18 protein-coding genes and 1 pseudogene are annotated in these 23,017 nt (G+C 74.1%); 14 read left to right on the top strand and 5 right to left on the bottom strand.

Going from position 1 to position 23,017, the window contains the following annotated elements; all coding sequences use genetic code 11:
• The first annotated feature begins 19 nt into the window (after nt 1-19).
• From J7W19_RS06135 to J7W19_RS33620, 3 genes are all read left to right on the top strand, one after another.
• Nucleotides 20-1,336 (top strand): M20/M25/M40 family metallo-hydrolase, encoded by a 1,317-nt coding sequence (locus J7W19_RS06135; RefSeq protein WP_004953934.1) that lies wholly within the window; start codon nt 20-22, stop codon nt 1,334-1,336.
• A 154-nt stretch (nt 1,337-1,490) separates the two neighbouring features.
• Nucleotides 1,491-1,724: a chaplin gene (locus J7W19_RS06130; protein WP_004953931.1), complete on the top strand. Its 234-nt coding sequence runs from the start codon at nt 1,491-1,493 to the stop codon at nt 1,722-1,724.
• 158 nt (nt 1,725-1,882) lie between these two features.
• A complete protein-coding gene (locus tag J7W19_RS33620; RefSeq protein ID WP_004953927.1) occupies nt 1,883-2,788 on the top strand; it encodes a chaplin in 906 nt (301 codons plus the stop codon).
• A gap of 458 nt (nt 2,789-3,246) precedes the next feature.
• On the opposite strand, the gene J7W19_RS06120 is transcribed toward J7W19_RS33620, so the two are convergent.
• Complete coding sequence (locus tag J7W19_RS06120; RefSeq protein ID WP_078588254.1) at nt 3,247-3,435, bottom strand: DUF5703 family protein; 189 nt, start codon at nt 3,433-3,435, stop codon at nt 3,247-3,249.
• Nucleotides 3,436-3,482: 47 nt separating this feature from the next.
• Between J7W19_RS06120 and J7W19_RS06115 the strand changes: the two genes are divergently transcribed.
• A complete protein-coding gene (locus J7W19_RS06115) occupies nt 3,483-4,352 on the top strand; it encodes a hypothetical protein (RefSeq protein WP_004953924.1) in 870 nt (289 codons plus the stop codon).
• A gap of 445 nt (nt 4,353-4,797) precedes the next feature.
• Here the strand turns inward: J7W19_RS06115 and J7W19_RS06110 are convergent, their stop codons facing one another.
• Nucleotides 4,798-7,602, bottom strand: coding sequence for a helix-hairpin-helix domain-containing protein (locus tag J7W19_RS06110; RefSeq protein ID WP_210455295.1), 2,805 nt, complete (start codon nt 7,600-7,602; stop codon nt 4,798-4,800).
• Nucleotides 7,599-8,582, bottom strand: a complete 984-nt coding sequence (locus tag J7W19_RS06105; RefSeq protein ID WP_004946193.1) for an aldo/keto reductase — start codon at nt 8,580-8,582, stop codon at nt 7,599-7,601. Before J7W19_RS06105 ends, J7W19_RS06110 begins: the two co-directional genes overlap by 4 nt.
• Before the next feature lie 459 nt (nt 8,583-9,041).
• Here J7W19_RS06105 and J7W19_RS06100 point away from each other — a divergent pair, with 459 nt between their 5' ends.
• Together J7W19_RS06100 and J7W19_RS06095 are read left to right on the top strand one after the other, a co-directional pair.
• Nucleotides 9,042-10,091: an LLM class F420-dependent oxidoreductase gene (locus J7W19_RS06100; RefSeq protein WP_004946196.1), complete on the top strand. Its 1,050-nt coding sequence runs from the start codon at nt 9,042-9,044 to the stop codon at nt 10,089-10,091.
• Between the two features lie 238 nt (nt 10,092-10,329).
• Nucleotides 10,330-11,121, top strand: coding sequence for a hypothetical protein (locus J7W19_RS06095; protein WP_004946201.1), 792 nt, complete (start codon nt 10,330-10,332; stop codon nt 11,119-11,121).
• A gap of 111 nt (nt 11,122-11,232) precedes the next feature.
• Here J7W19_RS06095 and J7W19_RS06090 read toward each other — a convergent pair whose 3' ends face one another.
• Nucleotides 11,233-12,216 carry a magnesium and cobalt transport protein CorA gene (locus J7W19_RS06090; protein ID WP_004946204.1) on the bottom strand — a complete coding sequence of 328 codons (984 nt, stop codon included), beginning with the start codon at nt 12,214-12,216 and terminating at the stop codon, nt 11,233-11,235.
• Between the two features lie 222 nt (nt 12,217-12,438).
• Between J7W19_RS06090 and J7W19_RS06085 the strand changes: the two genes are divergently transcribed.
• From J7W19_RS06085 to J7W19_RS06065, 5 genes are all read left to right on the top strand, one after another.
• Nucleotides 12,439-13,143, top strand: a complete 705-nt coding sequence (locus J7W19_RS06085; protein ID WP_004946207.1) for a histidine phosphatase family protein — start codon at nt 12,439-12,441, stop codon at nt 13,141-13,143.
• A 134-nt stretch (nt 13,144-13,277) separates the two neighbouring features.
• Nucleotides 13,278-13,868, top strand: a complete 591-nt coding sequence (locus tag J7W19_RS06080) for a DUF3090 domain-containing protein (RefSeq protein WP_004946210.1) — start codon at nt 13,278-13,280, stop codon at nt 13,866-13,868.
• Between the two features lie 167 nt (nt 13,869-14,035).
• A complete protein-coding gene (locus J7W19_RS06075; RefSeq protein WP_004946212.1) occupies nt 14,036-14,842 on the top strand; it encodes an SCO1664 family protein in 807 nt (268 codons plus the stop codon).
• Nucleotides 14,843-15,066: 224 nt separating this feature from the next.
• On the top strand, nt 15,067-16,296 hold the full coding sequence (mshC, locus tag J7W19_RS06070) for a cysteine--1-D-myo-inosityl 2-amino-2-deoxy-alpha-D-glucopyranoside ligase (protein WP_004946215.1): 1,230 nt from the start codon (nt 15,067-15,069) through the stop codon (nt 16,294-16,296).
• Nucleotides 16,297-16,432: 136 nt separating this feature from the next.
• On the top strand, nt 16,433-16,870 hold the full coding sequence (locus J7W19_RS06065; RefSeq protein ID WP_004946216.1) for a nuclear transport factor 2 family protein: 438 nt from the start codon (nt 16,433-16,435) through the stop codon (nt 16,868-16,870).
• Nucleotides 16,871-17,069: 199 nt separating this feature from the next.
• On the opposite strand, the gene J7W19_RS06060 is transcribed toward J7W19_RS06065, so the two are convergent.
• A complete protein-coding gene (locus J7W19_RS06060) occupies nt 17,070-18,278 on the bottom strand; it encodes an alpha/beta hydrolase family protein (RefSeq protein ID WP_040890194.1) in 1,209 nt (402 codons plus the stop codon).
• Between the two features lie 141 nt (nt 18,279-18,419).
• Here J7W19_RS06060 and J7W19_RS32760 point away from each other — a divergent pair, with 141 nt between their 5' ends.
• From J7W19_RS32760 to J7W19_RS06045, 3 genes and pseudogenes are all read left to right on the top strand, one after another.
• Nucleotides 18,420-19,640 (top strand): sensor histidine kinase, encoded by a 1,221-nt coding sequence (locus J7W19_RS32760; RefSeq protein ID WP_004946222.1) that lies wholly within the window; start codon nt 18,420-18,422, stop codon nt 19,638-19,640.
• Entirely contained in the window at nt 19,637-20,320 is a 684-nt protein-coding gene (locus tag J7W19_RS06050) for a response regulator (RefSeq protein ID WP_040890201.1), read from the top strand. Before J7W19_RS32760 ends, J7W19_RS06050 begins: the two co-directional genes overlap by 4 nt.
• A gap of 380 nt (nt 20,321-20,700) precedes the next feature.
• A pseudogene (locus J7W19_RS06045) lies at nt 20,701-22,968 on the top strand (glycoside hydrolase family 31 protein); the annotation flags it as partial.
• Nucleotides 22,969-23,017: the final 49 nt, after the last annotated feature.

The raw sequence follows: 23,017 nt of genomic DNA, 5'->3' as shown, positions 1-23,017 counted from the left end.
CGAACCACGAGGAGGCAGCGTGAGCGCGGAACACACAACGGGCGCCGAGAACGAGGTCGTGGACATCTGCCGCGACCTGATCCGGATCGACACCAGCAACTACGGCGACCACTCCGGGCCCGGCGAGCGCGCCGCCGCCGAGTACGTGGCCGAGAAGCTCGCCGAGGTGGGGCTGGAGCCGCGGATCTTCGAGTCGCACCCCGGGCGGGCCTCGACCGTGGCGCGGATCGAGGGTGAGGACCCCTCGCGGCCGGCGCTGCTGATCCACGGGCACACGGACGTCGTCCCGGCCGACGCCGCGGACTGGACCCATCATCCGTTCGCGGGCGAGATCGCCGACGGGTGCCTGTGGGGGCGTGGCGCGGTCGACATGAAGGACATGGACGCGATGACCCTCGCGGTCGTCCGCGACCGGATGCGGACCGGGCGCAAGCCCCCGCGCGACGTGGTGCTGGCCTTCCTCGCGGACGAGGAGGCGGGCGGCACGTACGGCGCCCGCTACCTGGTGGACAAGCACCCCGGCCTCTTCGAGGGGGTCACGGAGGCGATCAGCGAGGTCGGCGGCTTCTCGTTCACCGTGAACGAGAACCTGCGGCTGTATCTGGTCGAGACGGCCCAGAAGGGCATGCACTGGATGCGGCTGACCGTGGAGGGCACCGCCGGCCACGGTTCCATGACCAACACCGACAACGCGATCACCGAGCTGTGCGAGGCGGTCGGCCGGCTCGGGCGGCACCAGTTCCCGGTGCGGGTCACCAAGACGGTGCGGTCCTTCCTCGACGAGCTGTCGGACGCGCTGGGCACCCCGCTGGACCCCGAGGACATGGAGGCCACCCTCGCCAAGCTGGGCGGCATCGCCAAGATCATCGGAGCGACGCTGCGGAACACGGCCGCGCCGACGATGCTGGGCGCCGGCTACAAGGTGAACGTCATTCCCGGGCAGGCCACCGCGCACGTCGACGGCCGGTTCCTGCCCGGGTACGAGGAGGAGTTCCTCGCCGACCTGGACCGGATCCTCGGGCCGCGGGTCAAGCGCGAGGACGTGCACGCCGACAAGGCGCTGGAGACCGGGTTCGACGGCGACCTCGTCCAGGCGATGCAGACGGCGCTGCGGGCCGAGGACCCGATCGCCCGCGCCGTGCCGTACATGCTCTCCGGCGGCACCGACGCCAAGTCCTTCGACGACCTCGGGATCCGCGGCTTCGGGTTCGCCCCCCTGAAGCTGCCGCCCGAGCTGGACTTCGCCGGGATGTTCCACGGAGTGGACGAGCGCGTCCCCGTCGATGGTCTGACATTCGGTGCGCGCGTGCTCGACCGGTTCCTGGATGAGTGCTGACACGTTTTCTGAAAGAGCGTCAGGTTGTGCGGAGTTGGCGCTTTTTTAGCCGGAAAGAGTGAACGCGCTCAAGGTTACGTAGCCCGATTCCCTCCGTGTCGTTACAGGGGGTGCGGTCCGCGGCTGGGACCGCATCCCAACAAGGAGGAATCCAATGCTCAAGAAGGTCGCCGCCACCGCGGCTGCCACCGGTGGTCTCGTGCTCGCGGGCGCGGGTCTGGCAGCAGCGGCCGGCGGGGCGCAGGGCGCGGCGGTGAACAGCCCCGGCGTCGCCTCGGGCAACGTCGTCCAGGTGCCGGTCTCGGTTCCGGTCAACCTGTGCAGCAACACGGTCAACGTCGTCGGGGTGCTCAACCCCACGCACGGCAACATCTGCGTCAACAAGTGACGTTGCCCCTCACCGGGTGAGGGATGGAGAACCGGGCGGCTCCGGAGCGCGCGCCATGCGCCCCGGAGCCGCCGGGCTTTCGACCCGGACAACCGTGCGCGGGCGGCACGCCCGCGCGCGTTCCGCATGGCAAGCAGTAGTAGCAGAGGGGCAAAGCAATGCGACAGGTCGCCAAAAAGGGCCTGCTCACCGTCGCGGCAGCGGGCAGCGTGCTCGCCGTGACCGGTGGCTACGCGTACGCGGACTCGGGTGCCCAGGGCGCCGCCGCGCACTCCCCGGGCGTCGCGTCCGGGAACACCGTCCAGGTGCCGGTCCACGTGCCGGTCAACGTCTGCGGCAACACCGTGAACGTCGTCGGAGCGCTCAACCCCGCCTCCGGCAACACCTGTGTCAACGGTGGTCACGGGGGTCACGGCAGCCACGGCGGCCACGCATCCCACGGCCAGGGCCACGGGCACGGCGGCGGTCACCACGGCGGTGGCGCCGGGGCGGAGGGCGCGGCCGTCGGCTCGCCCGGCATCGCCTCCGGCAACGTCGTCCAGGCTCCGGTGGACGTCCCGGTCAACGCCTGCGGCAACACCGTGGACGTGGCCGCCGTCGCCAACCCCACCTTCGGCAACGCCTGCATCAACGGGGGCCACGACCACGGGAGGGGCCCGGACCACACCCGGCCGCACCACCCGGGCGAGCCCTCGCACCACCACCCGCCGGCCGACAAGCCGCACGGGGACCACGGGACCCACGAGGACCACGGGACTCACGGGGACAAGGACAAGCCGTGCGACGAGCACCGGCCGGCCGGGCACCACAACCCGCCCGCCGAGCACTCGGCGCACAAGCCCGGTCACGTCACCCCGGGTCCGCTCGCCTCGGGCCCGATCGTCCCGGTGGCCGTGGTGAAGGACGCGCACCGGCCGGCCCAGCAGGCCGCGGTGGAGGAGAAGGACGACCAGCTCGCGCACACCGGCGCGGGTGAGCTGGGCATGGCCGGTGCCGCGAGCGCGGCCCTGCTGCTCGGCGGCGCCGTCCTCTACCGCCGGTCGCGCGCCGGTCAGCAGGGCTGAGTCCGCCGAGGCGGTGGGCCGAGGCGGTGAGGCCGGCTCGGCGGCCGGGGTGATCCGGTCGGGTTGAGCCGGCGGAGCCGATCGCGGCTGGGGAGATCGCGCTGGGTCGATCCGGCGGAGCTGTTCGGCTGTCGGGCTGTCGGCCTGTCCGGCTGGGTTTCCGGCCGGGCCGGTTGGCGCGGCCGAGTGGGCGCACCGAAGCGCGGGAGCGGGTCCCGGACACCGGGGCCCGCTCCCGTCGTTTCCGCCGGGCTCGGCGGCGTCCGGTTCTTTGTCGTCCGGCCCGTCGCCGTCTGGGCCGCCGTCGCGGTCCGGGCCACCGTCGCCGTCCGGGCCGCCGTCGTGTCCGGCCGCCGTGTCCGGCCGCGCGGCGGCCCGTCGTTCGGCTCCGGGCCCCGGCTGCCGCCGCCCGGCGCCGGAAGGCGCTCTCGGCGCCGCTCCACGGTCCGGGCGCGGCCCTACCAGGTGGCGCGCAGCTGGCGGATGATCCGGCGGCGCAGCCGGACTCTTCGGCTGCCGTCGGGGAAGAGGCGCAGTCGGTCCAACTCCCAGTGTCCGTACTCGGCGTGGTCGGTCAGCAGTCGCGTGGCAGCACCTCGGGAGACCCCTCGCGGCACATACACATCACAGAATTCGTATTCCGGCATCGCATCTATTGTGCGGGAACGGCCCCGGTACGGATAGCGTCTGCACTATGTCTGATGCTGCGCAGCCAACCGCTGCCGAGGTACGGGCCGCCGCCGAGGCGGTCAAAGCCGCTCTGGACCGCCACCTCGACGCCGTCGAACGCCGGTCGGGGGAGGACGACCCGGCCGTCTACGCCGCGTTCAACGAGCTGGCCGCGGCAGCCGAGGCGTACGACGAGCTGCTGTACGACGCCTACGACGAGGTCACCCCCTTCGAGATCCCGGGTGACGACTCGCTGCCCGCCTACGCCGGCCCCGACGAGCCCAGCGCGCTGAGCGTGCTGATCCGCCGGGACTACGCGGTGGCCGAGCCGCAACGGCTGCTCGCCCAGGCCCAGCGGGTCGCCGACCTGGACCCCGACGTCCCCGACCTGGCGCCCGGCTCCCACCGGCCCGGAGGCGGCGCGGGGATCGCGGGCGGCAGTGTGCACGCGGCCCTCGGCGTCCTCTTCGGCGAGTACGAACCGGACGAAATCGCCTCGCGGCACAAGGAGTTCGGCCTGGAGGAGGGTGACTCCACGCTCTGGGTGGCCGCGCTCGACGACCTGGCCGAACCGGGGGAGTGGCTGTCGGCCCCCTTCGACCAGGCCGATCCGCAGCGGGTGGTCTGCCGGTTCGACGTCAGCGCCGTGTTCGACGAGGAGCTGGACGATCTCGACGACGACGGGCTGGACGACGCGATGCTGGTCGCGGAGGACGACGGGATGCTGGGTGTCGTGTCCGATGACGACGACATCGAGGTGGTCGAGGACCTCGACGACGAGAGCGAGGGCGGCACGGGCGAGACCGACGACGCCGGTGGCGCGGCGACGACGGGAAGGGACGGCGCGAGGACGCCGGGCGGCGGCAGGAAGGGCGGCCCGGGTACCGCCCGCTGACGGGCGCGGTGCCCGGACACCGCCCGCAGGCCCTGGGTCGGTGCCGGGCGGTCTCTGACCTCCGGGCGGGTTTCGGGGCGCGGACCTGGGGCTCCGGTTTCGGGGCGTGTCTCGGGCACTGGGGCCCGGGGCGGCTCGGACCGTGGGTCGGGCGCCGACGCCCGGGGGTGGTGTCCTGGGTTCTGGACCCCGGGTGGGTGGGCCCCGGCCCCGGACTCCTGGCCTCCCGAACTCCTGGCCTCCCGAACTCCTGGCCTCCCGAACTCCTGGCCTCCCGGCCTTTGGCCCGGGCCTCGGGCCCTGGGCCTTGGGCTTTGCGTTCCGCTTCGGGCCCGGCTTCCTGGGCCTCGGGCTTCGGACCTCGGCCCCGGGGCTTGGGCGCCGGTTCTCCGGGCTCGGCTGCGGGCGTCCGCAGCCGAGCCCGGAGGAGGGCACTGTCGTGGAGTCAGCCGGCGGGTGCCGGCTGCGGCTTCAGGAGTGTCCGCAGGCGCGTGCTCCGTTCCTTCGCCGGGGACTCCGCCACGGCCCGGGGCAGGTCCTGGCCCGCGCCGTGGACGACGGACAGGTGGCGCTCGCCGCGGCCGAACGCCGTGTAGACCCAGGACCTGGTCAGGCCCGGACCCGCGTCGCCGGGCAGGACCACCACCGCGGCCGGCCAGCGGGTGCCGGCCGCCTGGTGGGCGGTGACGGCCCAGCCGTGCCGTACCGCCTCGGCGACCCGGCCGGGCGGGACGACGACCTGGGTGCCCGAGCAGTCGAGCCGCAGCCCGGCCGCGTCGCCGGAGACCACGGTCCCCGGGACCATCCGGCCGGGGGCGGGGACGTACGCGATCCGGTCGCCCGGGTCGAAGCCGCCGAAGCGGCCCGGCCCGGGGTTGAGCCGCTCCTTCAGGGCGGCGTTGAGCGCGCGGGTGCCGGCCGGGCCGCCGTGGCCGACCGTGACGACCTGCGTGGCCTCGGGCGCGATGCCGATCGCGCGGGGCACGGAGTCGGCGACGAGCTGCACCGTGCGGTGCACGGCCTCGCCCGCGTCCCGCACCGGGACGATGACGACCTCCTTGCCGGGGGCGTCCACCCGCAGCAACTCGCCCGCCCCGATGCCGGAGAGCAGTTCGCCGAGGGGGCCGGGGTCAGGGGTGCGGGAGACGACGACCGGGCAGGCGCGGGCCGCCAGGACGTCGGCGAACACCCGCCCGGGACCGGCCGACCACAGCTCGGCGGGGTCACCGGAGAGGATCAGCCGGGCGCCGTCGGGCAGCGACTCCACCAGCGCGGCGGCGGTCTCGACGTCCAGCCGGGGCGCGTCGAGCACCGCCAGGACGTCGACGGGGAGCGTCCCCTCGGCGTCGCGCTCCGGTCCCTCCCGGCCGGCGAGCAGGCCGGCGACCGTGACCGCCTCGGCGTCCCCGGCGGCGGCCAGGCGCCGCCGGCCGTCCTCGGTGAAGGCGGCGGCCACCGCGCGGAGGCCGAGCGCGCGAGCCGCCGCGACGACCGCCGCCGGCTCGGCGCGCGCCGCCTCGCCGCCGCTGTGCGCCACCAGGCCCGAGGCGGCCACGGCGCGGATCAGCTCCGCCGCCGACGGCGAGGGAGCAGCGGCGGCGGCGCCCTCCCAGTCGCGGGCCGGGGCGGCGGCGAGCGTGCCGAGCAGCCGGGCGAGCCCGTCGGCCAGGCTCTCCTCGGCCATGGCGTACCGGTCCAGGCCGAACAGGGTCCGGACCGGCACCTCGGCCTCGCCGGCCTCCTCCTCGGGGGTCTGCGGGGCCCGCAGCGGTTCCTGGAAGACCAGCACCGTGCCGTCCGCGATCACCTCGCGCAGCGCCTCGTCCGGATCCGGGACGGCCCGGCGGGCGAGCTCCTCGCGCAGGGCGGGCGCCTCCAGGACGGTGTGCCCGGCGAGCGCGGCCCGCTCCAGCAGCCAGGACGTGAGGGCCCGGGCCCGCCGTGCGTCGTCCGGCCCGCACGCGTCGCCGAGCAGTGCGCGGGCGAAGCCGTCCGCCTGCTCGGGGCGCACGCCCGCGACGCCCAGCAGCAGCCACGGGTCCTCGCGCAGCGCCTCGGCGGCCGGCTCCCCGAGCGCGGTCACCACCGCGCCGGCCAGCCCCTCGGGCGCCCCGCCCGCGGCCAGCACCCGCCGTACCTCCGCGAGCACCTCCTCGTCCACCGGCGCCTCGGCGACCGGTCCTTCCACGGCGGCCGCGGGCCGGCTCACCCGCCGCTGCGCCCGCGCCGCCGGCCGGGCCGGCTCCGTGAAGAACGACGCGGCCGACCGCTCCCCGCTCTCCACGGCCCGCACGGCCGCGGCCAGCGCCTCCGCGACGGCGGAACGCTTGGGCGGCGTGCCGCCGCCTTCGGGGGCGACGGGCGTGCCGGCGTCCCGGCCGGCGGCCGGGGCCGCGTCCTGGGCGGACGCACGGTCCCGTTGACCGTCGGAAGCGGCAGGGGCGGCCGCCGCCTCTTCGCTCTCGGGAGCGACGGGTGCCCCGCCGTCGGTGCCGGTGCCGTCGGAAGCGGCCGGGCCATCCTGCGCCGCGCCGCTCGCCCGCGCGGCGGCCCGCGGGTCCGCCTCGTCGGCGGTCTCCCGGCCGGCCGGGACGCTCGCCGCGTCCTCGGGGGGCGTGTCGGCGCTCCGACGAGGGCTCGGCGCCTCCGGGCCCCCGACCGGCTCGCCGTCCGCCGCCGCGTCGGGCACGTCAGCCGCGTGCCGACCGGTCGGTACGTCGTCCGGTGCGCCGGGCCCGTGGCCCGGTGCGGTACCGGGCCCTCCCGCGCCCTCGGCCGCGGCCGACCCGCCCGGGGCCGGCTCGGCGGTCCGAGCCGCCGACGCGCCGGAGGCGTACGGAGCGGCGGGCGCCTCGCCGCCTGCCGGCACGGCGGCTGTCCGCGTACCGGCACGTTCCGTACCGGCAGGTTCCGGAGCGCCGGCGGGTTCCGCGCCAGCGGCGTCCCGAGCGTCGTCGGCCGTCGTCCGCAGGCCGTTCCCGTCCCCACCCTCCGGCGGGCCGGGCTCGATGCCTTCGGCCGCCGATGCGCCGACCGCCGGTGCACCTGACGCGCCCGCGTCCCCTGTCGTCGGGGCGTCGGCTCGCTCCGCGCGGGCGGGTTCCGTGCCGGCCGCGTCCGCGCCGGGCTCGGTGCCCCCGGCCGCCGTGTCGGGGCCGTCCGCCCGGGCCGGGGTCGGGTTCGGTGTCGCGGACGTCGTCCCGTCCGTGGCCGCGGGGGCGGCCTCGCCGTCGAGGCGGTCCGTGTTCACAGCTCGCTCCAGTCCTGGTCGGGGTAGCGGTGCACCGGCGCCGACACGTCGTCGAGCGCTTGGCAGATCTCGTCCGGAAGCGTAAGGGCTTCCACTGACAACGCCGCTCTGAGCTGCCGCGCTGTGCGGGCGCCGACGATCGGGGCGGTGACGCCGGGGCGGTCGCGGACCCAGGCGAGGGCGATCCGGAGGGGCGTGGTGGCGAGGCCGTCGGCGGCCGTGGCGACGGCGTCGACGACCCGGCGCGCGGGCTCCTCCAGGTAGGGGGCGACGAAGGGCGCGAGGTGCGCGGAGGCGCCCCGGGAGTCGGCGGGGGTCGAGCGCCGGTACTTGCCGGTGAGCACGCCCCGGCCCAGCGGGGAGGAGGGCAGGACGCCGATGCCCAGGTCCAGGGCGGCGGGCAGTACCTCCCGTTCGATGCCGCGCTGGAGCAGGGAGTACTCCATCTGTGTGCTCGCCAGCCGGGTGCGCGCGCCGGGCGCGGCCAGTTGCCAGGTCGCGGCCTTGGCGAGCTGCCAGCCGCAGAAGTTCGAGACGCCGGCGTACCGGACGCGGCCGCTGGCGACGGCCGTGTCGACGGCCTGGAGGGTCTCCTCCAACGGCGTACCCGCGTCGAAGGCGTGCAGTTGCCACAGGTCGACGTGGTCCGTGCCGAGGCGGGCGAGGGAGGCGTCGAGGGCGGCCAGCAGATGGCCGCGCGAGGTGTCGGCGCGGTGGGCGGGGTCGAGGACGCTGCCGGCCTTCGTCGCCAGGACGAGGTCGCGGCGCGGGACGACCGTGTCGAGGAGCCGGCCGAGGAGGTACTCGGCGGCCCCGCCCGCGTACACGTCCGCCGTGTCCACGAGCGTCCCTCCCGCCTCGTGGAAGACCCTGAGCTGCTCGCCGGCCTCCTGCTCGTCGGTGTCCCGTCCCCAGGTGAGCGTGCCGAGTCCGATCCGGGAGACGCGCAGGCCCGTACGGCCGACATGCCTTTGCTCCATGACGGGTGAGCGTATCGGCCGGACGGGGGCCGTTCGGCCCCGGACGATCAGCCGCAGGCGCCCCGGCACTCGCGCCCGGCACGCGGGCTCGGCACCCGGCCCGGCGCACCCGGCCTCCGGCACCTCGACGGCCGGTTCCCCGCCCCGCCGACGTCAGACGTTCCTGGCCCGGCCGTCGTCCTTGGTGTTCGGGCGTTCCTGGCCGGCCGCCGTCCCTGGCGCCCGGACGCTCCCGGACCGGCCGTCGTCCTTGGTGTTCGATGTTCCCGGCCCGGCCGCCGTCTCTGGTGTCCGGGCGTTCCCGGCCCGGCCCCCGTCCCCGGCGCCGGACGGTCCGGCCCGACCCCCGTCCCCAGCACCCCCGGCGCCCCCGCGCGCCGAAGCACCCGGTGACGTACCACCGCTCCGCGCGCTAGAGTCCCCGCGACGACGACGTTACTGATGGGTAGGGAGAGCGGGATGCGGCTCGGAATCAACCTCGGCTACTGGGGCGCCGGGATGGACGCGGACAATCTCGCGGTCGCCAAGGAGGCCGACCGGCTCGGCTACGCGGTCTGCTGGGCCGCCGAGGCGTACGGCTCCGACGCGCCCACCGTCCTCTCCTGGGTCGCCGCGCAGACCGAGCGCATCGACGTCGGTTCGGCCATCTTCCAGATCCCCGCCCGCACCCCCGCCATGACGGCCATGACCGCCGCCACCCTCGACTCGCTCTCCGGCGGCCGGTTCCGGCTCGGCCTCGGCGTCTCCGGGCCGCAGGTCTCCGAGGGCTGGTACGGCGTGAAGTTCGACAAGCCGCTCGCCCGCACCCGCGAGTACGTCGAGATCGTCCGCAAGGCCATGGCCCGCGAGCGCCTGACGCACGAGGGCGAGCACTGGACGCTGCCGCTGCCCGGCGGCCCCGGCAAGCCGATCAAGCTGACCGTGCACCCGGTGCGCGAGCACATCCCGCTGTACATCGCGGCCATCGGCCCCAAGAACCTGGAGCAGACCGGCGAGATCGCCGACGGCGCCCTCGTCCTCTTCTTCGCCCCCGAACTCGCCGAGGAGACGACCCTCGGTTCGCTCCGCGCGGGCCGCGCCAAGGCCGGCAAGGACATGGACGGCTTCGACCTCGTCCCGACCGTCCCGCTCGCCCTCGGCGACGACGTCGCCGCCCTCGCCGACACGTTCCGCCCCTACACCGCGCTGTACGTCGGCGGCATGGGCAGCGCCAAGCAGAACTTCTACAACCGGCTCGCGGTGCGCATGGGCTACGAGAAGGAGGCCGCCGAGATCCAGGAGAAGTACCTCTCCGGGGACAAGAAGGGCGCCGCCGCGGCCGTCCCGCAGCAGCTCATCGACTCGACGTCGCTGCTCGGCCCGGTGGAGCGGATCTCCGACCGGATGCGCGCCTACGCCGACGCGGGCGTCACCACGCTGTCCCTCAACCCCGCGGGCTTCACGCTGGAGGAGCGGATCGCCGGGCTGCGCGCCGGTGTCGAGGCGCTGGAGCGGGCCGGGCTCGCCTGACGCTCCCCGGGGCCGCGTGGCCCCGAGCCCCGAGGGACCCCGCGGCCGTGGTGGGGGCTCGGGGGTCTTCCCCGCCACGGCCGGCACCGGGCTCAACGCCCGTACGTCCGGCGGGTTACGCGGCCGGGGGCGCGTGGGGCGCGCGCCCGTCGTCGTCCGTTCGGCCGAGCGCCCGCCGCCTCCTGGCTGGCGCCCCCCTCCGTGGGGACCTTGACTGGTTCCCACGGAGGTGAGGGCCATGCTCACGGTCAGAAGTCTGTTCCAGGAGATCCTCGACGACGACCAGGCGTACCGCCTGTTCTGCTCCATCGCCGCGAGCGGCGAGGCGCAGGGCGGCTGGGAGAACGGCCGGATCTCCGCCCTGGTGCCCGAGAGTCTCCGCGCCCTCGCCCCCAAGATCGCCCGGCACGGCGCGGACGAGGACAAACACGGCCGGATCTTCCTGGCCCTGCTGCGCCGACGCGGCCTGGAACCGGTCGAGGTGCCCCCGGAGGCCGACTACACGATGCTCCTCGAACGCCGTGGCATCGGGCTGCCGCACGCCAAACTGCGGGCGGACGAGCCGCTGACCGTCCGGGACGTCATCGCGTACCTGGCGCACAGCCGGGTCACCGAGCAGCGCTCCGCCGACCAGATGCGGATGCTCACCCACCACTTCGGCGACCACCCCGAGGTCGGCCGCGCCCTCCGGATGATCTGCCACGACGAGGACAACCACCTCGCGTACTGCCACGAGGAACTGCTGCGGCTCGCCGCCGCCGGGCACGGCCGGACGATCCACACCCTGCTGCGGGAGTGCGCCCTCGCCGAGATCGGCATCCATCGGGACGTCGGCCTCGCCGTCATGGGCCGCATGGGACGCCTGCTGGGCTGGCCCCGCGCCAAGTCGGCCGCCCTCGCCGGGGGCGTCCACGCCGTGTACGCGGCCGAACGGCTCGGCGGCTGGCGGCGGATGGTCTCCCTGCGGATGCCGGAGCGGCGGGACGCGCTGGGCGGCGGTGCGGTGGCGGTGGCGCCGGAACTCGCCTGAGGACGGGCCGGCTGTCCTGTGGGAGGGGCCTGCTGTCGGGCGCGCCGCGGACGTCCCATGGGCGTCCCGCTAACGTCCCACGGACGCGCCTGGACGCGCCACGGACCGCCCCTACAGCCACCCCCGCCGCTTGAACAGCCGGTACAGCAGCGCCACCACACCCACCATCAGCATCAGCGCCGCCGGATACCCCCACACCTGCCGCAACTCCGGCATATGCGTGAAGTTCATCCCGAACACCCCGGCGATCATCGTCGGGGCCGCCGCCATCGCCGCCCAGGCGGAGATCTTCCGCATGTCGTCGTTCTGCTGCACGCCCATCTGGGCCAGATGGGCGGAGAGGATGTCGGACAGCAGCCGGTCGAGCTGTTCCACCGCCTCGTTGGCCCGCGCCAGATGGTCGCCCACGTCGCGGAAGAACGGCCGCGCCTCCTCGTTGACGAACGGCAGCCCGGCGCCCGCCAGCCGGGCCACCGGGTCGGCGAGCGGCACGGTGGCCCGCCGGAACTCCACCACCTGCCGTTTGAACGCGTAGATCCGCGACGCGATGTTCTTGTTGTCGATGCCCAGCGGGGCGAACACCTCGGTCTCCAGCTCGTCCAGGTCGGCCTGGAGCAGCCCGGACACCTCCGTGTAGTGGTCCACGACCGCGTCGCTCACCGCGTACAGCACGGCCGTAGGCCCGCAGCGCAGCAGGTCGGGCTGGTCTTCAAGACGGGCCCGCAGCTCGGTCAGCGGGTTGCCGACGCCGTGCCGGACCGTCACCACGAAGGAGTCGCCGAGGAACATCATCAGCTCGCCGGTGCTCACGGTGTCCGCGTGGTCGTCGTAGACGACGGGCTTGAGGACGACGAACAGCGAGTCGGCGTACACCTCCAGCTTGGGCCGCTGGTGCGCCTTGAGGGCGTCCTCGACGGCCAGCGGGTGCAGCCCGAACTCGCTGGTGACCAGCGCGAACTCGCTCTCCGTCGGTTCGTGCAGACCGACCCAGAGGAAGGCGTCCCCGTCGGCGCGCGCCTGGTCGAGCGCGTCGGAGAAGTCGGCCGGGCCGTCCGTGCGGCGTCCGTTCCGGTAGATGGCGAAGTCCACGATCACGCGGGCATTCTCCCTTCCCGGCCCCGATCCCGGGGCCGTTCGTCGTCCGCGGCACCGGAGACGTCCGTCGTACCGTCGGAGATGTCCGCCGCACCGCCGGAGGCGCGCACCGCACTGCCGGAGGCGCCCGTCGCCCAGCCGGAGGCGCGTACCGCCCCGCCGCCGGTGTCCGTCGCCCACCGCCCTCGGTGTCCGTCCGGGGGCCGTCGTAGGCTGGCGGGCATGCCCACCCTGATCCTGGTCCGGCACGGCCGGTCCACCGCCAACACCGGCGGCGTGCTGGCGGGATGGACCCCCGGTGTCGCCCTGGACGAGCGGGGCGCCGCCCAGGCCGCGGCCCTCCCGGACCGCCTGCGGGAGATCCCGCTCGCCGCTCTCGTCACCAGTCCCCTCCAGCGTTGTCAGGAGACCGTGGCCCCCCTGCTCGCCGCCCGCCCGGAGCTGCCGTCGCACACGGACGAGCGGATCGGCGAGTGCCACTACGGCGACTGGTCCGGCCGCAAGCTCGCCGAACTCCACGACGAGCCGCTGATGACCGTCGTCCAGCGGCACCCTTCCGCCGCCTCCTTCCCCGGTGGCGAGTCCCTACGCGCGATGCAGGCCCGCGCCGTGGACGCGGTCCGCGACTGGAACGACCGGATCGAGCGCGAGCACGGCTCCGACGCCGTCTACGTCATGTGCTCGCACGGCGACCCGATCAAGGCGGTCGTGGCCGACGCGCTCGGGCTGCACCTCGACCAGTTCCAGCGCATCGCCGTCGACCCCTGCTCGCTCACGGTGATCCGCTACACCCCTCTGCGGCCGTACCTGCTGCGGCTGGGGGACACCGGCGAGACCGCGTCGCTCGCCCCGCGCGCGACGCCGCAGGGCGGAGCGGCGGACGACCCCGGAGAGGCCGTGGTGGGAGGCGGTGCGGGAGCACCGTGATCCACATGCGCAGTAGGGTGGGGGCGCGGGGGCACCGCTGCGGCGCCTGAGCCCGCCGGGCTTCCCGTGGTTCCCCAGACTCCCCTCCGATCGCTGACTTCCCACCGACCCCACCGACCCAATGGAGCAGGACGTTGTCCCGTCAGGTGTTCCTTTACGATCCGCCGGACCGCTTCGTCGCCGGTACGGTCGGGCTGCCGGGCCGCCGCACTTTCTTCCTCCAGGCCAGCGCGGCCGGCCGGACCACCAGCGTCGCCCTGGAGAAGGCGCAGGTGGAGGCGCTCGCCGAGCGCATCGACGAACTGCTGGACGAGGTCGTCCGGCGCACCGGCGGCAGTGCCCCGGTCCCGGCCGTGGCGCCCGTCGAGTACGCCGACACCGCTCCGCTGGACACCCCCGTCGAGGAGGAGTTCCGCGTCGGCACCATGGCCCTGGCCTGGGACGCCGAGGGGCAGCGGATGGTCGTCGAGGCACAGGCCCTGGTCGAGCTGGAGGCCGACACCGACGAGGACCTGGCCGCCGCCGAGGAGCGCCTCCTCCAGGACGAGACCAACGGGCCGCCCATGCTGCGGGTGCGCATCACCGGCACCATGGCCCGTGCCTTCGCCAAGCGCGCCCTGGACATCGTCAACGCCGGCCGGCCGCCCTGCCCGCTGTGCAGCCTGCCGCTCGACCCGGAGGGACACGTATGTCCGCGCCAGAACGGATACCGTCGGGGAGCGTGACCCCGCGCGAGCGCGCCGGGACGGGTGGGCTGGATGGGTCTGCCGGGCTGGACCGGTCTACCGGGTCGGACGGGCCTGCCGGGTCGGACGGGCCTGCCGGGTCGGACGGGCCTGCCGGGTCGGGTGAGCCCGCCCGTAAGGACGGGCACGAGCCCGCCGGGCCGGGCGTGACCCCGCAGGAACTGCTGGCCCGCGGCGAGCTCACGGTGCGCGGACGGATCCGCGAGGCGTCCAACGCCGTCCTGTACTGCACGGTCGCGTACGAGGGCGTGACCGCCGCCTGCGTCTACAAGCCGGTCGCCGGGGAGCGCCCGCTCTGGGACTTCCCGGACGGCACCCTCGCCCAGCGCGAGGTGGCCGCCTACGAACTCTCCGAGGCGATGGGCTGGGGCCTGGTCCCCCCGACCGTCCTCCGGGACGGCCCCTACGGGCCGGGCATGTGCCAGCTGTGGATCGACGGCCCGGCCGACGACGGCGCCGCCGAGGAGACCCGGCGGCTGCTCGCCCTGGTCGAGGGCGACGAACCCGGTCCCGGCTGGAAGGCCGTCGGCTACGCGGAGGTGGGGGAGGGCCGCCCGGCCCTGCTCGTGCACGCCGACGACGAGCGGCTGCGCCGGCTGGCCGTCCTCGACGCCGTGATCAACAACGGCGACCGCAAGGGCGGCCACCTGCTGCCCGCCGCCGACGGCCGGCTCTACGGCATCGACCACGGTGTCACCTTCAACGCCGAGGACAAGTTGCGGACGTTGCTGTGGGGGTGGGCGGGGGAGCCGCTGACGGAGGAGGCGCTGGAGGCGCTACGGCGACTTTCGGCCGATCTGGCCGAGGGGCGCCCCCTGGCGGCCCGCCTGGCCGAGCTGATCACTCCCGCGGAGATCGACGCTCTGCGGGGGCGGGTGGGGGAGCTGCTGCGGACCGGGCGGCACCGGGAGCCGAGCGGGCAGTGGCCCGCGATTCCCTGGCCGCCGGTGTAGGCGCCTGCGGCGGGGGGTGCGCCGGCCCTGCTCTTTCGCCGTGTCCTGGGGGCTGCGCTCCCGGCCCCCCCTTGTCGCGGCTTCGCCGCTCGTCCTCAAACGCCGGACGGGCCGAAGGGCGCAGCCCACCGACGCACACCCAAGCCCCCCGCGCAAGACCCCCTTCTCAGCCAACCGCCCCCTCCGGTTCGTATCCGGAACCCGCATCCGGTTACGCTCAGGACATGCATGCCTGGCCCGCTTCTGAGGTTCCCGCCCTGCCCGGCAAGGGCCGCGACCTCCGGATCCACGACACCGCGACCGGTGGACGAGTGACCCTCGTCCCCGGCCCCGTCGCCCGCCTCTACGTCTGCGGCATCACGCCCTACGACGCCACCCACATGGGGCACGCGGCGACCTACAACGCGTTCGACCTCGTGCAGCGCGTGTGGCTCGACACCAAGCGGCAGGTCCACTACGTCCAGAACGTGACGGACATCGACGACCCGCTGCTGGAGCGGGCCGCCGCCAACGGCGACGAGTGGGAGGCCCTCGCCGAGCGCGAGACCGCCCTGTTCCGCGAGGACATGACCGCCCTGCGGCTGCTGCCGCCGCGCCACTACGTGGGCGCCGTGGAGTCGATACCCAAGATCGTCCCGCTGGTGGAGCGCCTGCGCGACGCGGGCGCCGCCTACGAGCTCGACGGCGACATCTACTTCTCCGTCGCCTCCGACGCCCACTTCGGCGAGGTCTCCGGCCTGGACGCCGAGGCCATGCGGCTGCTGTCCGCCGAGCGCGGCGGCGACCCGGACCGCCCGGGCAAGAAGAACCCCGTCGACCCGATGCTGTGGATGGCCGCCCGCCCGGGCGAGCCCAGCTGGGACGGCGCCTCCCTCGGCCCCGGGCGACCCGGCTGGCACATCGAGTGCGTCGCCATCGCCCTGGAGCACTTCGGCATGGGCTTCGACGTCCAGGGCGGCGGCTCCGACCTGATCTTCCCGCACCACGAGATGGGCGCCTCGCACGCGCAGGCGCTGACCGGCGAGCACCCGTTCGCCAAGTCGTACGTGCACGCGGGCATGGTCGCCCTGCACGGCGAGAAGATGTCCAAGTCCAAGGGCAACCTCGTCTTCGTCTCCGCCCTGCGCCGCGAGGGCGTGGACCCGGCCGCGATCCGCCTCGCGCTGCTGTCCCACCACTACCGGGCCGACTGGGAGTGGACGGACGACGTCCTCGCCGAGGCCGTCGAGCGCCTCGGCCGCTGGCGTGCCGCCGTCTCCCGCCCGGACGGCCCGTCCGCCGACGCCCTGCTCGACGAGGTACGCGAGGCCCTCGCCGACGACCTCGACGCCCCGGCCGCCCTGGCCGCCGTCGACCGCTGGGCCGCCGCCCAGGCCGCCGGGGGCGGTACGGACGAGGGCGCGCCCGGCCTGGTGTCGCGCACGGTGGACGCGCTGCTGGGCGTGGCGCTCTAGGCGTCGCGACGCGTTCGGGAGTACGACGAGGGTGCCCACCGCCGGGAAGGCGGGCGGGCACCCTCGTCCGTTCCGCCGCGCGGGGTCCTCGTAGGCTTCGGACACGTCGAGCCGAGCCGGAAAGAGGTGCCTTTCCATGACGTCCGTGAAGCCCCTGACGCCCGTGACGCCCGTGACGTCCATGACGGAGACGGGGACCGGGCCGGAGGACGTCGTCGCACGCTTCTTCGCGGCGTGGGACGGGCTGGACCCCGCCCGGCTGGCGTCCTTCTTCGCGGAGGACGGGACCTACCACAGCATGCCCCTGCCGCCCGTGGTCGGACGTGACCGCATCCACGCCTACTTCACCGACTTCCTCGCCCGCTTCACCGCCGCCGACTTCACCGTCCACCACCAGGCTTCGTCCGCGACGGAGGGCGGGGGAGTGGTGTTCAACGAACGGACGGACGAGATGCGGCTGCGGTCGGGGGCGGTGGTGCGGGTGCGGGTGGCGGGCGTCTTCGAGATCCGGGACGGGCTGATCGCGGCGTGGCGGGACTACTTCGATCTGGGGGCGACGCGGGGGGAGGGATGATCCGGACCGTCCGGTGTTCGAAGACGGCGGACGGCGTGCTGGGGGGTGCGGGGGCACGGCTCCCGCGACGAACCGGCCGCGGCCAACGACACCTTCGGCTCGGCCTGCGACGAACACGGCACCACGCCCTGCCGCGGGACCTGCGACGGCAGCCCACTCACAGCCGCATGAACCCCCGAAGGACCAACGCGGCGCTGCGCTAGGGCTGGAAGAGTACTTCCGGATTGTTCGGCGAGGGGCCGTCCAGCAGCGGACGGTGAATCCCCTTCAGCGTCTGGTCGAAGAACGCCCTCACGTACGCGCGGGTGATCGCCACCCCGCGTTCCGGGGAGAGGGGCGGTGTCGGGAACCCGGCCTGCTCCTGGAGCACCTTCTGGTCGGCGAAGCTGAAGTGGTCGGCGCCGGAGACCGTCAGCCACTTCTTGTAGCCGCCGAGGGCGGCCCAGGTCTGGTCCCAGGTGGTGCCGGTGCCACCGGGCGAGTGGTTGTCGGCCCTGCCCAGCATGAGGAACGGCCGGTTGAGCCGGCCGGGCTTCGGGGCCGGGTGGAAGGAGCCGTCCATGTCCACCCCGGCCCGTACCCGCGGGTCGGCGAGCATCGTGGCGGCGGCCGCCGCTCCGCCGAGGGAGTGTCCGGCCGCGCCGATCGCGTGCTTGTCGATGAGGTGGGCCAGCCGCCACGCGGTGTTGCCGTGCGTCAACTGGTCGATCACGAAGGACTCGTCCCGCGCGCGGCCGGCGGTCTGGACGTCGAGGTCGTTCGTTTCCGGGTGATCGCAGATCGCGCACGACGGCGTCTCGCCGTTCGCCAGCGTCTCCCCGGAGTCCTCGTAGGTGTGGCCGACGAGCGCGACGACGTAACCGTGACCGGCCAGTTCGGTCGCGAGCGAGGTGAGCGTCATGCGCGGGTTCTCGGCCGCGGCCGAGAGGACCACCAGCGGATACTTGCCGTGCTCCGGCCGTGCGCCCTCGAAGGCGTGAGTGGTGACGCCGGAGAGGGTCTGCGGGGTGATGCCGGAGCTCGCGGGGAACTTCTGGCGCTGGATGATTCCGGCTGCCTCGCCGAGGGTCATGTAGGGGGCCGGGGTTCCGGTCCCGGGGACGGCCGGGTAGACCATCGTGACGGTCAGTCGGCGAGGGCCGGACGACGGCACCCACGGGTCGAGGCGGCTCGCGTCGGTGAGGTGGATGACCTCCTCGCCGGCGGCGTGGGGGCCGGTCGGCACGGGGAGCACGCCCCGGAAGGAGTGCGTGGGCGCGGTGGCCGTGGCCGGTGCGGAGTCGAAGGCGTGCGTGGTCACTGATGTGGCCGACGGTGTGGTCGTGGCGGCGGACCCGGCGCCGGTTCCGGTGACGAGGGCGGCGAGTGCCAACGCCGCGACAGCGCTGAGACGGTGATCGCGTTTCATGGGATCGACGCTAGGTACCGACCGGATCCACCGCGTCGGCCGGCGGATGTCACTTCTTCCCAGGTCATCGGCCCGGGGGTGTATCCGGCGTACATCCCCGGGGCGACGCGCCGAGCCGACGTCACTGAATACGATCACCGCATGGAACAGCTTCTCCAGCGTCTGTCGACATCCAAGCGCGTGACCTGGCTGATGTCACAGGCCGTGGTGCTGACCACCACCTGCTTGTACGCGCTGATCCTCGCCTTGACGATGCTGCCCACTGACTGGGCGCACTACGACGGGCTGTTCCGGTTCCCCGACCTCGAGCCCTTCCAGATGCTCGGTCTCTGCGTCGTGCTCGCCCTGCCGGTTCTGCTGGTGCGCCGGCTGCCGACGGTCGTCTTCGCGGTGGTCCTGGGCGAAGCGGTCCTCGGCGACGCCTTCGGCGCGCGGCCCTTGATCGTGTTCGTCCTGCTCGTCGGCCTGGACTGGTACCTCGCCGTCCGGCGGCCCAGGGCCGCCGCCGTCGGCTCGGTCGCGGCCGTCGCGGCCGCGTTCCTCAACGACCTCCACGAACGCGAGCAGAACGTCGGCGACGCGGCCCAGTGGGCCGGGCAGTTCGCGTTGTGGTTCGCGGTCGCGTGGGTTTTCGGCGGGGTGTACCGCAAACGCCGTGAATACCTCGAAGCCCTGCGGGAGCAGACCGCGGCCCGCGTCGTCATGGCCGAGCGGCTGCGGATCGCCCGCGAGCTGCACGACAGCGTCGCGCACAGCATCGGGATCATCACGGTGCTGTCGGGAGCGGCGGCGCGGGTCGTGGAGACCAAGCCCGAGCAGACGCGGCAGGCGCTGACCGGCATCGAGACCACCAGCCGGGAGACTCTGCTCGAGCTGCAGCGCATGCTCGGGGCGCTCCGCCGCGCCAAGCCGGACGACGCCATGCCGCAGGCCGCTCCACTGGCGCCGGCCGGCAGCCTGGCCGACGTCCCGCAGCTCGCCGAACGCACGGCCGGCGCCGGGGTGCGGGTTCATGTGACCTGGCGGGGCGAGCGGCGTCCGCTGCCGCCGGAGATCGAGCTGTCGGCGTTCCGGATCGTCCAGGAGTCGGTGACGAACGTGGTGCGGCATTCCGGTGCGCGGACGTGCCGGGTCGCGGTCGGCTACGAGCCGACAGGAGTGACGATCGAGGTGGTGGACGACGGGGGCGACGGGGACGACGGTCTCGGCGGGCCCGGCCGTCCGAGGCTCCCGGCAGCGGCCGGCGGGAGCGGCTTCGGCCTGCTCGGCATGCGCGAGCGGGTGACGTTGCTGTCCGGCCAGTTCAGCGCGGGCCGGCGTCCGGAGGGCGGATTCCGGGTGGCTGCGAGGCTCCCGGCATGAGCGTGCGGGTGCTGCTGGTCGACGACCAGCCGCTGATGCTGGTCGGGCTCGCGATCCTGATCGGCGACACCGACGACCTGGAGGTGGTCGGCGAGGCCGGCGACGGCCGCGAGGCGGTGCGCCTGGTGCGTGAACTGCGGCCGGACGTCGTGGTGATGGACATCCGGATGCCGGGCGTGAACGGGATCGAGGCGACCCGGCAGGCGACCGCCGAGCCGGACCCGCCCAAGGTCCTGGTGCTGACGACCTTCGACGACGACGAGTACGTCTACGGTGCCCTGCGCGCCGGGGCAAGCGGATTCCTGCTCAAGAGCATGGCCCTGGACGCGATCCTGGACGCGATCCGCGTGGTGGCCGCGGGCGACGCGTTGATCGCGCCGAGCGTGACCCGACGGCTGATCGCGGACTTCGCCGGAACGCCCGGCCCCCCGGCCCCCGAACCGGACGCCGAGCCCGCCGCGGACTCGAGTCCCATCGCGGGGATCACCGACCGGGAGCGCGAGGTGCTGGCACTGGTCGGACAGGGATTGTCGAACACCGAGATAGCCGAGCGGCTGGTGATCAGCGCGGCGACCGCGAAGACCCATGTGGCACGCCTGTTCGCCAAGCTCGGGGCTCGGGACCGCGTCCACCTGGCGATCACCGCCTTCGAAACCGGACTTGTGCCGCGTAGGCGGTAGGGGCGGACGGTAGGGGCGGGATCAGAAGAACGACCTTGACCACGAGTCCGCCGCGTTCCGGACGGGCCGGCACACCCCTGGTCGCAGGGGACCGGGCCTCGGGGGAGTACCCGTCGCTCGCGCCGGCGCCGCCGGAGGCCCGGGCCGGCGGCCGGCCGGTGCCGATCCCGGCCCGTGCGGCCGCGGGCCGCGAAACCAACCCTGACCTGCACGGCAGGCGAGGATGCCGAACAGTCGGCGATGTCGCGCGGAACGGAGGTGGGCGTACGGGCCGCCGTGGCGGTCTCCCGCATACTCAGGATCATGCACGGGGGCGCCCCCTTTGGGGGGCCGAGGAACGCCCCATAGTCATGCGCACGACAGTGCGCTAAGCATGCCGCATGACCATCCGCACCCGACTCAGAACCCCCAAGGCCCTCCGCCCTCTCGCCCTCCTCGGCCCCCTCGCCCTCCTCGCGGCCATGGTCCCGCAGGCAGTGGCCCGCGCCGACGGCCCGCCCGAGCCGCGGACCGTCGGCGACGTCACCTCCTTCACCCGCCAAGGCCCCGACTACCGCTTAACAGCGGGCCGGACCGAGGCCCGTATCCACTTCGTCACCCCTGACACCTTCCGCCTCGAACTCGCCCCCGACGGCGAGTTCACCGATCCCACGGGCAAGGACATCGTCCTGCCGCAGGGCGCGCCCCCGCCCACCCGCTGGCGCGACCGCGGCGACCGCTACGAGCTGAGCACCTCCCGCCTCACCCTGAGCGCCTACAAGGCGCCGCTCCGCTTCGCCCTCCACCGCGCCGACGGCACCCGCCTCTGGTCCGAGACCAAGGGCCTGACCTGGGACAAGGACGGCACGACACAGACGCTCGCCCGCGGCGCCGACGAGCGGTTCTACGGCGCGGGCATGCAGAACGGCCGCGGCAACACCTCGCACCGCGGCAAGAAGGTCGAGGTCGGCGTCGACTACGACTGGAACGACGGCGGCCACCCCAACTCCGTACCCTTCTACCTCTCCTCGGCCGGCTACGGCGTCTACCGCAACACGTACGCGCACAACACCTACGACTTCGCCGACCCGGTGCGGGCCACGGCCCGCGAACAGCGCTTCGACGCCTACTACTTCGCGGGCCGGACGCCCAAGGACGTCATCGGCGGCTACACCCGGCTGACCGGCCGCCCCTTCCTGCCGCCGCTGTACGGCCTGGAGGTCGGCGACTCCGACTGCTACCTGCACAACAAGAACCGCGGCGAGCGCCGCACCCTCGACGCGCTCAAGGTCGCCGACGGCTACGTGGAGCACGACATGCCGCTCGGCTGGATGCTCGTCAACGACGGCTACGGCTGCGGTTACGAGAACCTCCCCGAGGTGAACAAGGGCCTCGCCGACCGCAAGATGACCATGGGCCTGTGGACCGAGGACGGCCTCGGCAAACTCGCCGATCAGGTGAGGGCCGGCCAGCGCGTCGCCAAACTGGACGTCGCCTGGGTCGGCGACGGCTACAAGTTCGCCCTCGACGGCTGCAAGGACGCCTACCGGGGCATCGAGGACAACAGCGACGCCCGCGGCTTCACCTGGGCCCCCGAGAGCTGGTCCGGCGCCCAGCGCTGCGGCGTCCAGTGGTCCGGCGACCAGAAGGGCTCCTGGGACTACATCCGCTGGCAGATCCCCACCTACGCGGGCGCGACGATGTCCGGCCTCGCCTACACCACCGGCGACATCGACGGCATCTTCGGCGGCAGCCCCAAGACGTACGTCCGCGACCTCCAGTGGAAGGCGTTCCTGCCCGCCGTCATGACCATGGACGGCTGGGCGCCGAGCGACAAGCAGCCCTGGCGGTACGGCGAGCCGTACACCTCGATCAACCGCAGGTACCTGAAGCTCAAGGAATCCCTGCTCCCGTACATGTACACGTACGCGGCCGAGGCGACCCGCACGGGCGTCGGCCCGGTCCGCCCGCTGGCCCTGGAGTACCCGGACGACCCCAAGGCGGCCACGGACGCGGCGAAGTACGAGTTCCTGAGCGGTGAGTACTTCCTCGTCGCCCCGGTGTACGAGGACAAGGAGACGCGCGACGGAATCTACCTGCCGCGCGGCACCTGGACCGACTACTGGACCGGCCGTACGTACCACGGTCCGATCACCGTCGACGGCTACCGCGCCCCCCTCGACACCCTCCCCCTCTTCGTGAAGGCCGGGGCGAACATCCCCATGTGGCCCGGCATCCGCTCGCACCGCGACCGCACCGCCGGCTCCCCGCTCGGCTGGGACCTCTACCCCAAGGGCACCTCGTCCTTCACCCTCTACGAGGACGACGGCGCCACCCGCGCCCACCGCACCGGCGCCTCCGCCCGCCAGACGGTGACCGTCCACGCACCCCGCACCGGCCGGGGGGACGTCACGGTCCGGGTAGGCGCCTCCCACGGCTCCTACGCGGGCAAGCAGACGTCCCGCCCGTACACCTTCACCGTCCACTCCCGCACGGCCCCCCGGACGGTCCTCCTGGACGGCCGCCCCCTGCCCCGCGTCACATCCGACTCCTCCACCCCCGGCTGGTGGTACGCCCCCACCGACCACGGCGGCACCATCCACCTCACCACCCCCAGCCGCTCCACCGACCACCCATTCACCCTCAACCTGCCGGGCGCGAGCGCGCTCGACTGACGCGGGCGTAACCACCGCCCAGGCGCGACGGTGATCACCGCAC

The sequence above is a fragment of the Streptomyces mobaraensis NBRC 13819 = DSM 40847 genome (assembly GCF_017916255.1).
Lineage (GTDB): Bacteria > Actinomycetota > Actinomycetes > Streptomycetales > Streptomycetaceae > Streptomyces > Streptomyces mobaraensis.
The sequence above is the reverse complement of the archived record's forward strand: the minus strand, read 5'-3'. Positions and strand labels throughout refer to the sequence as shown.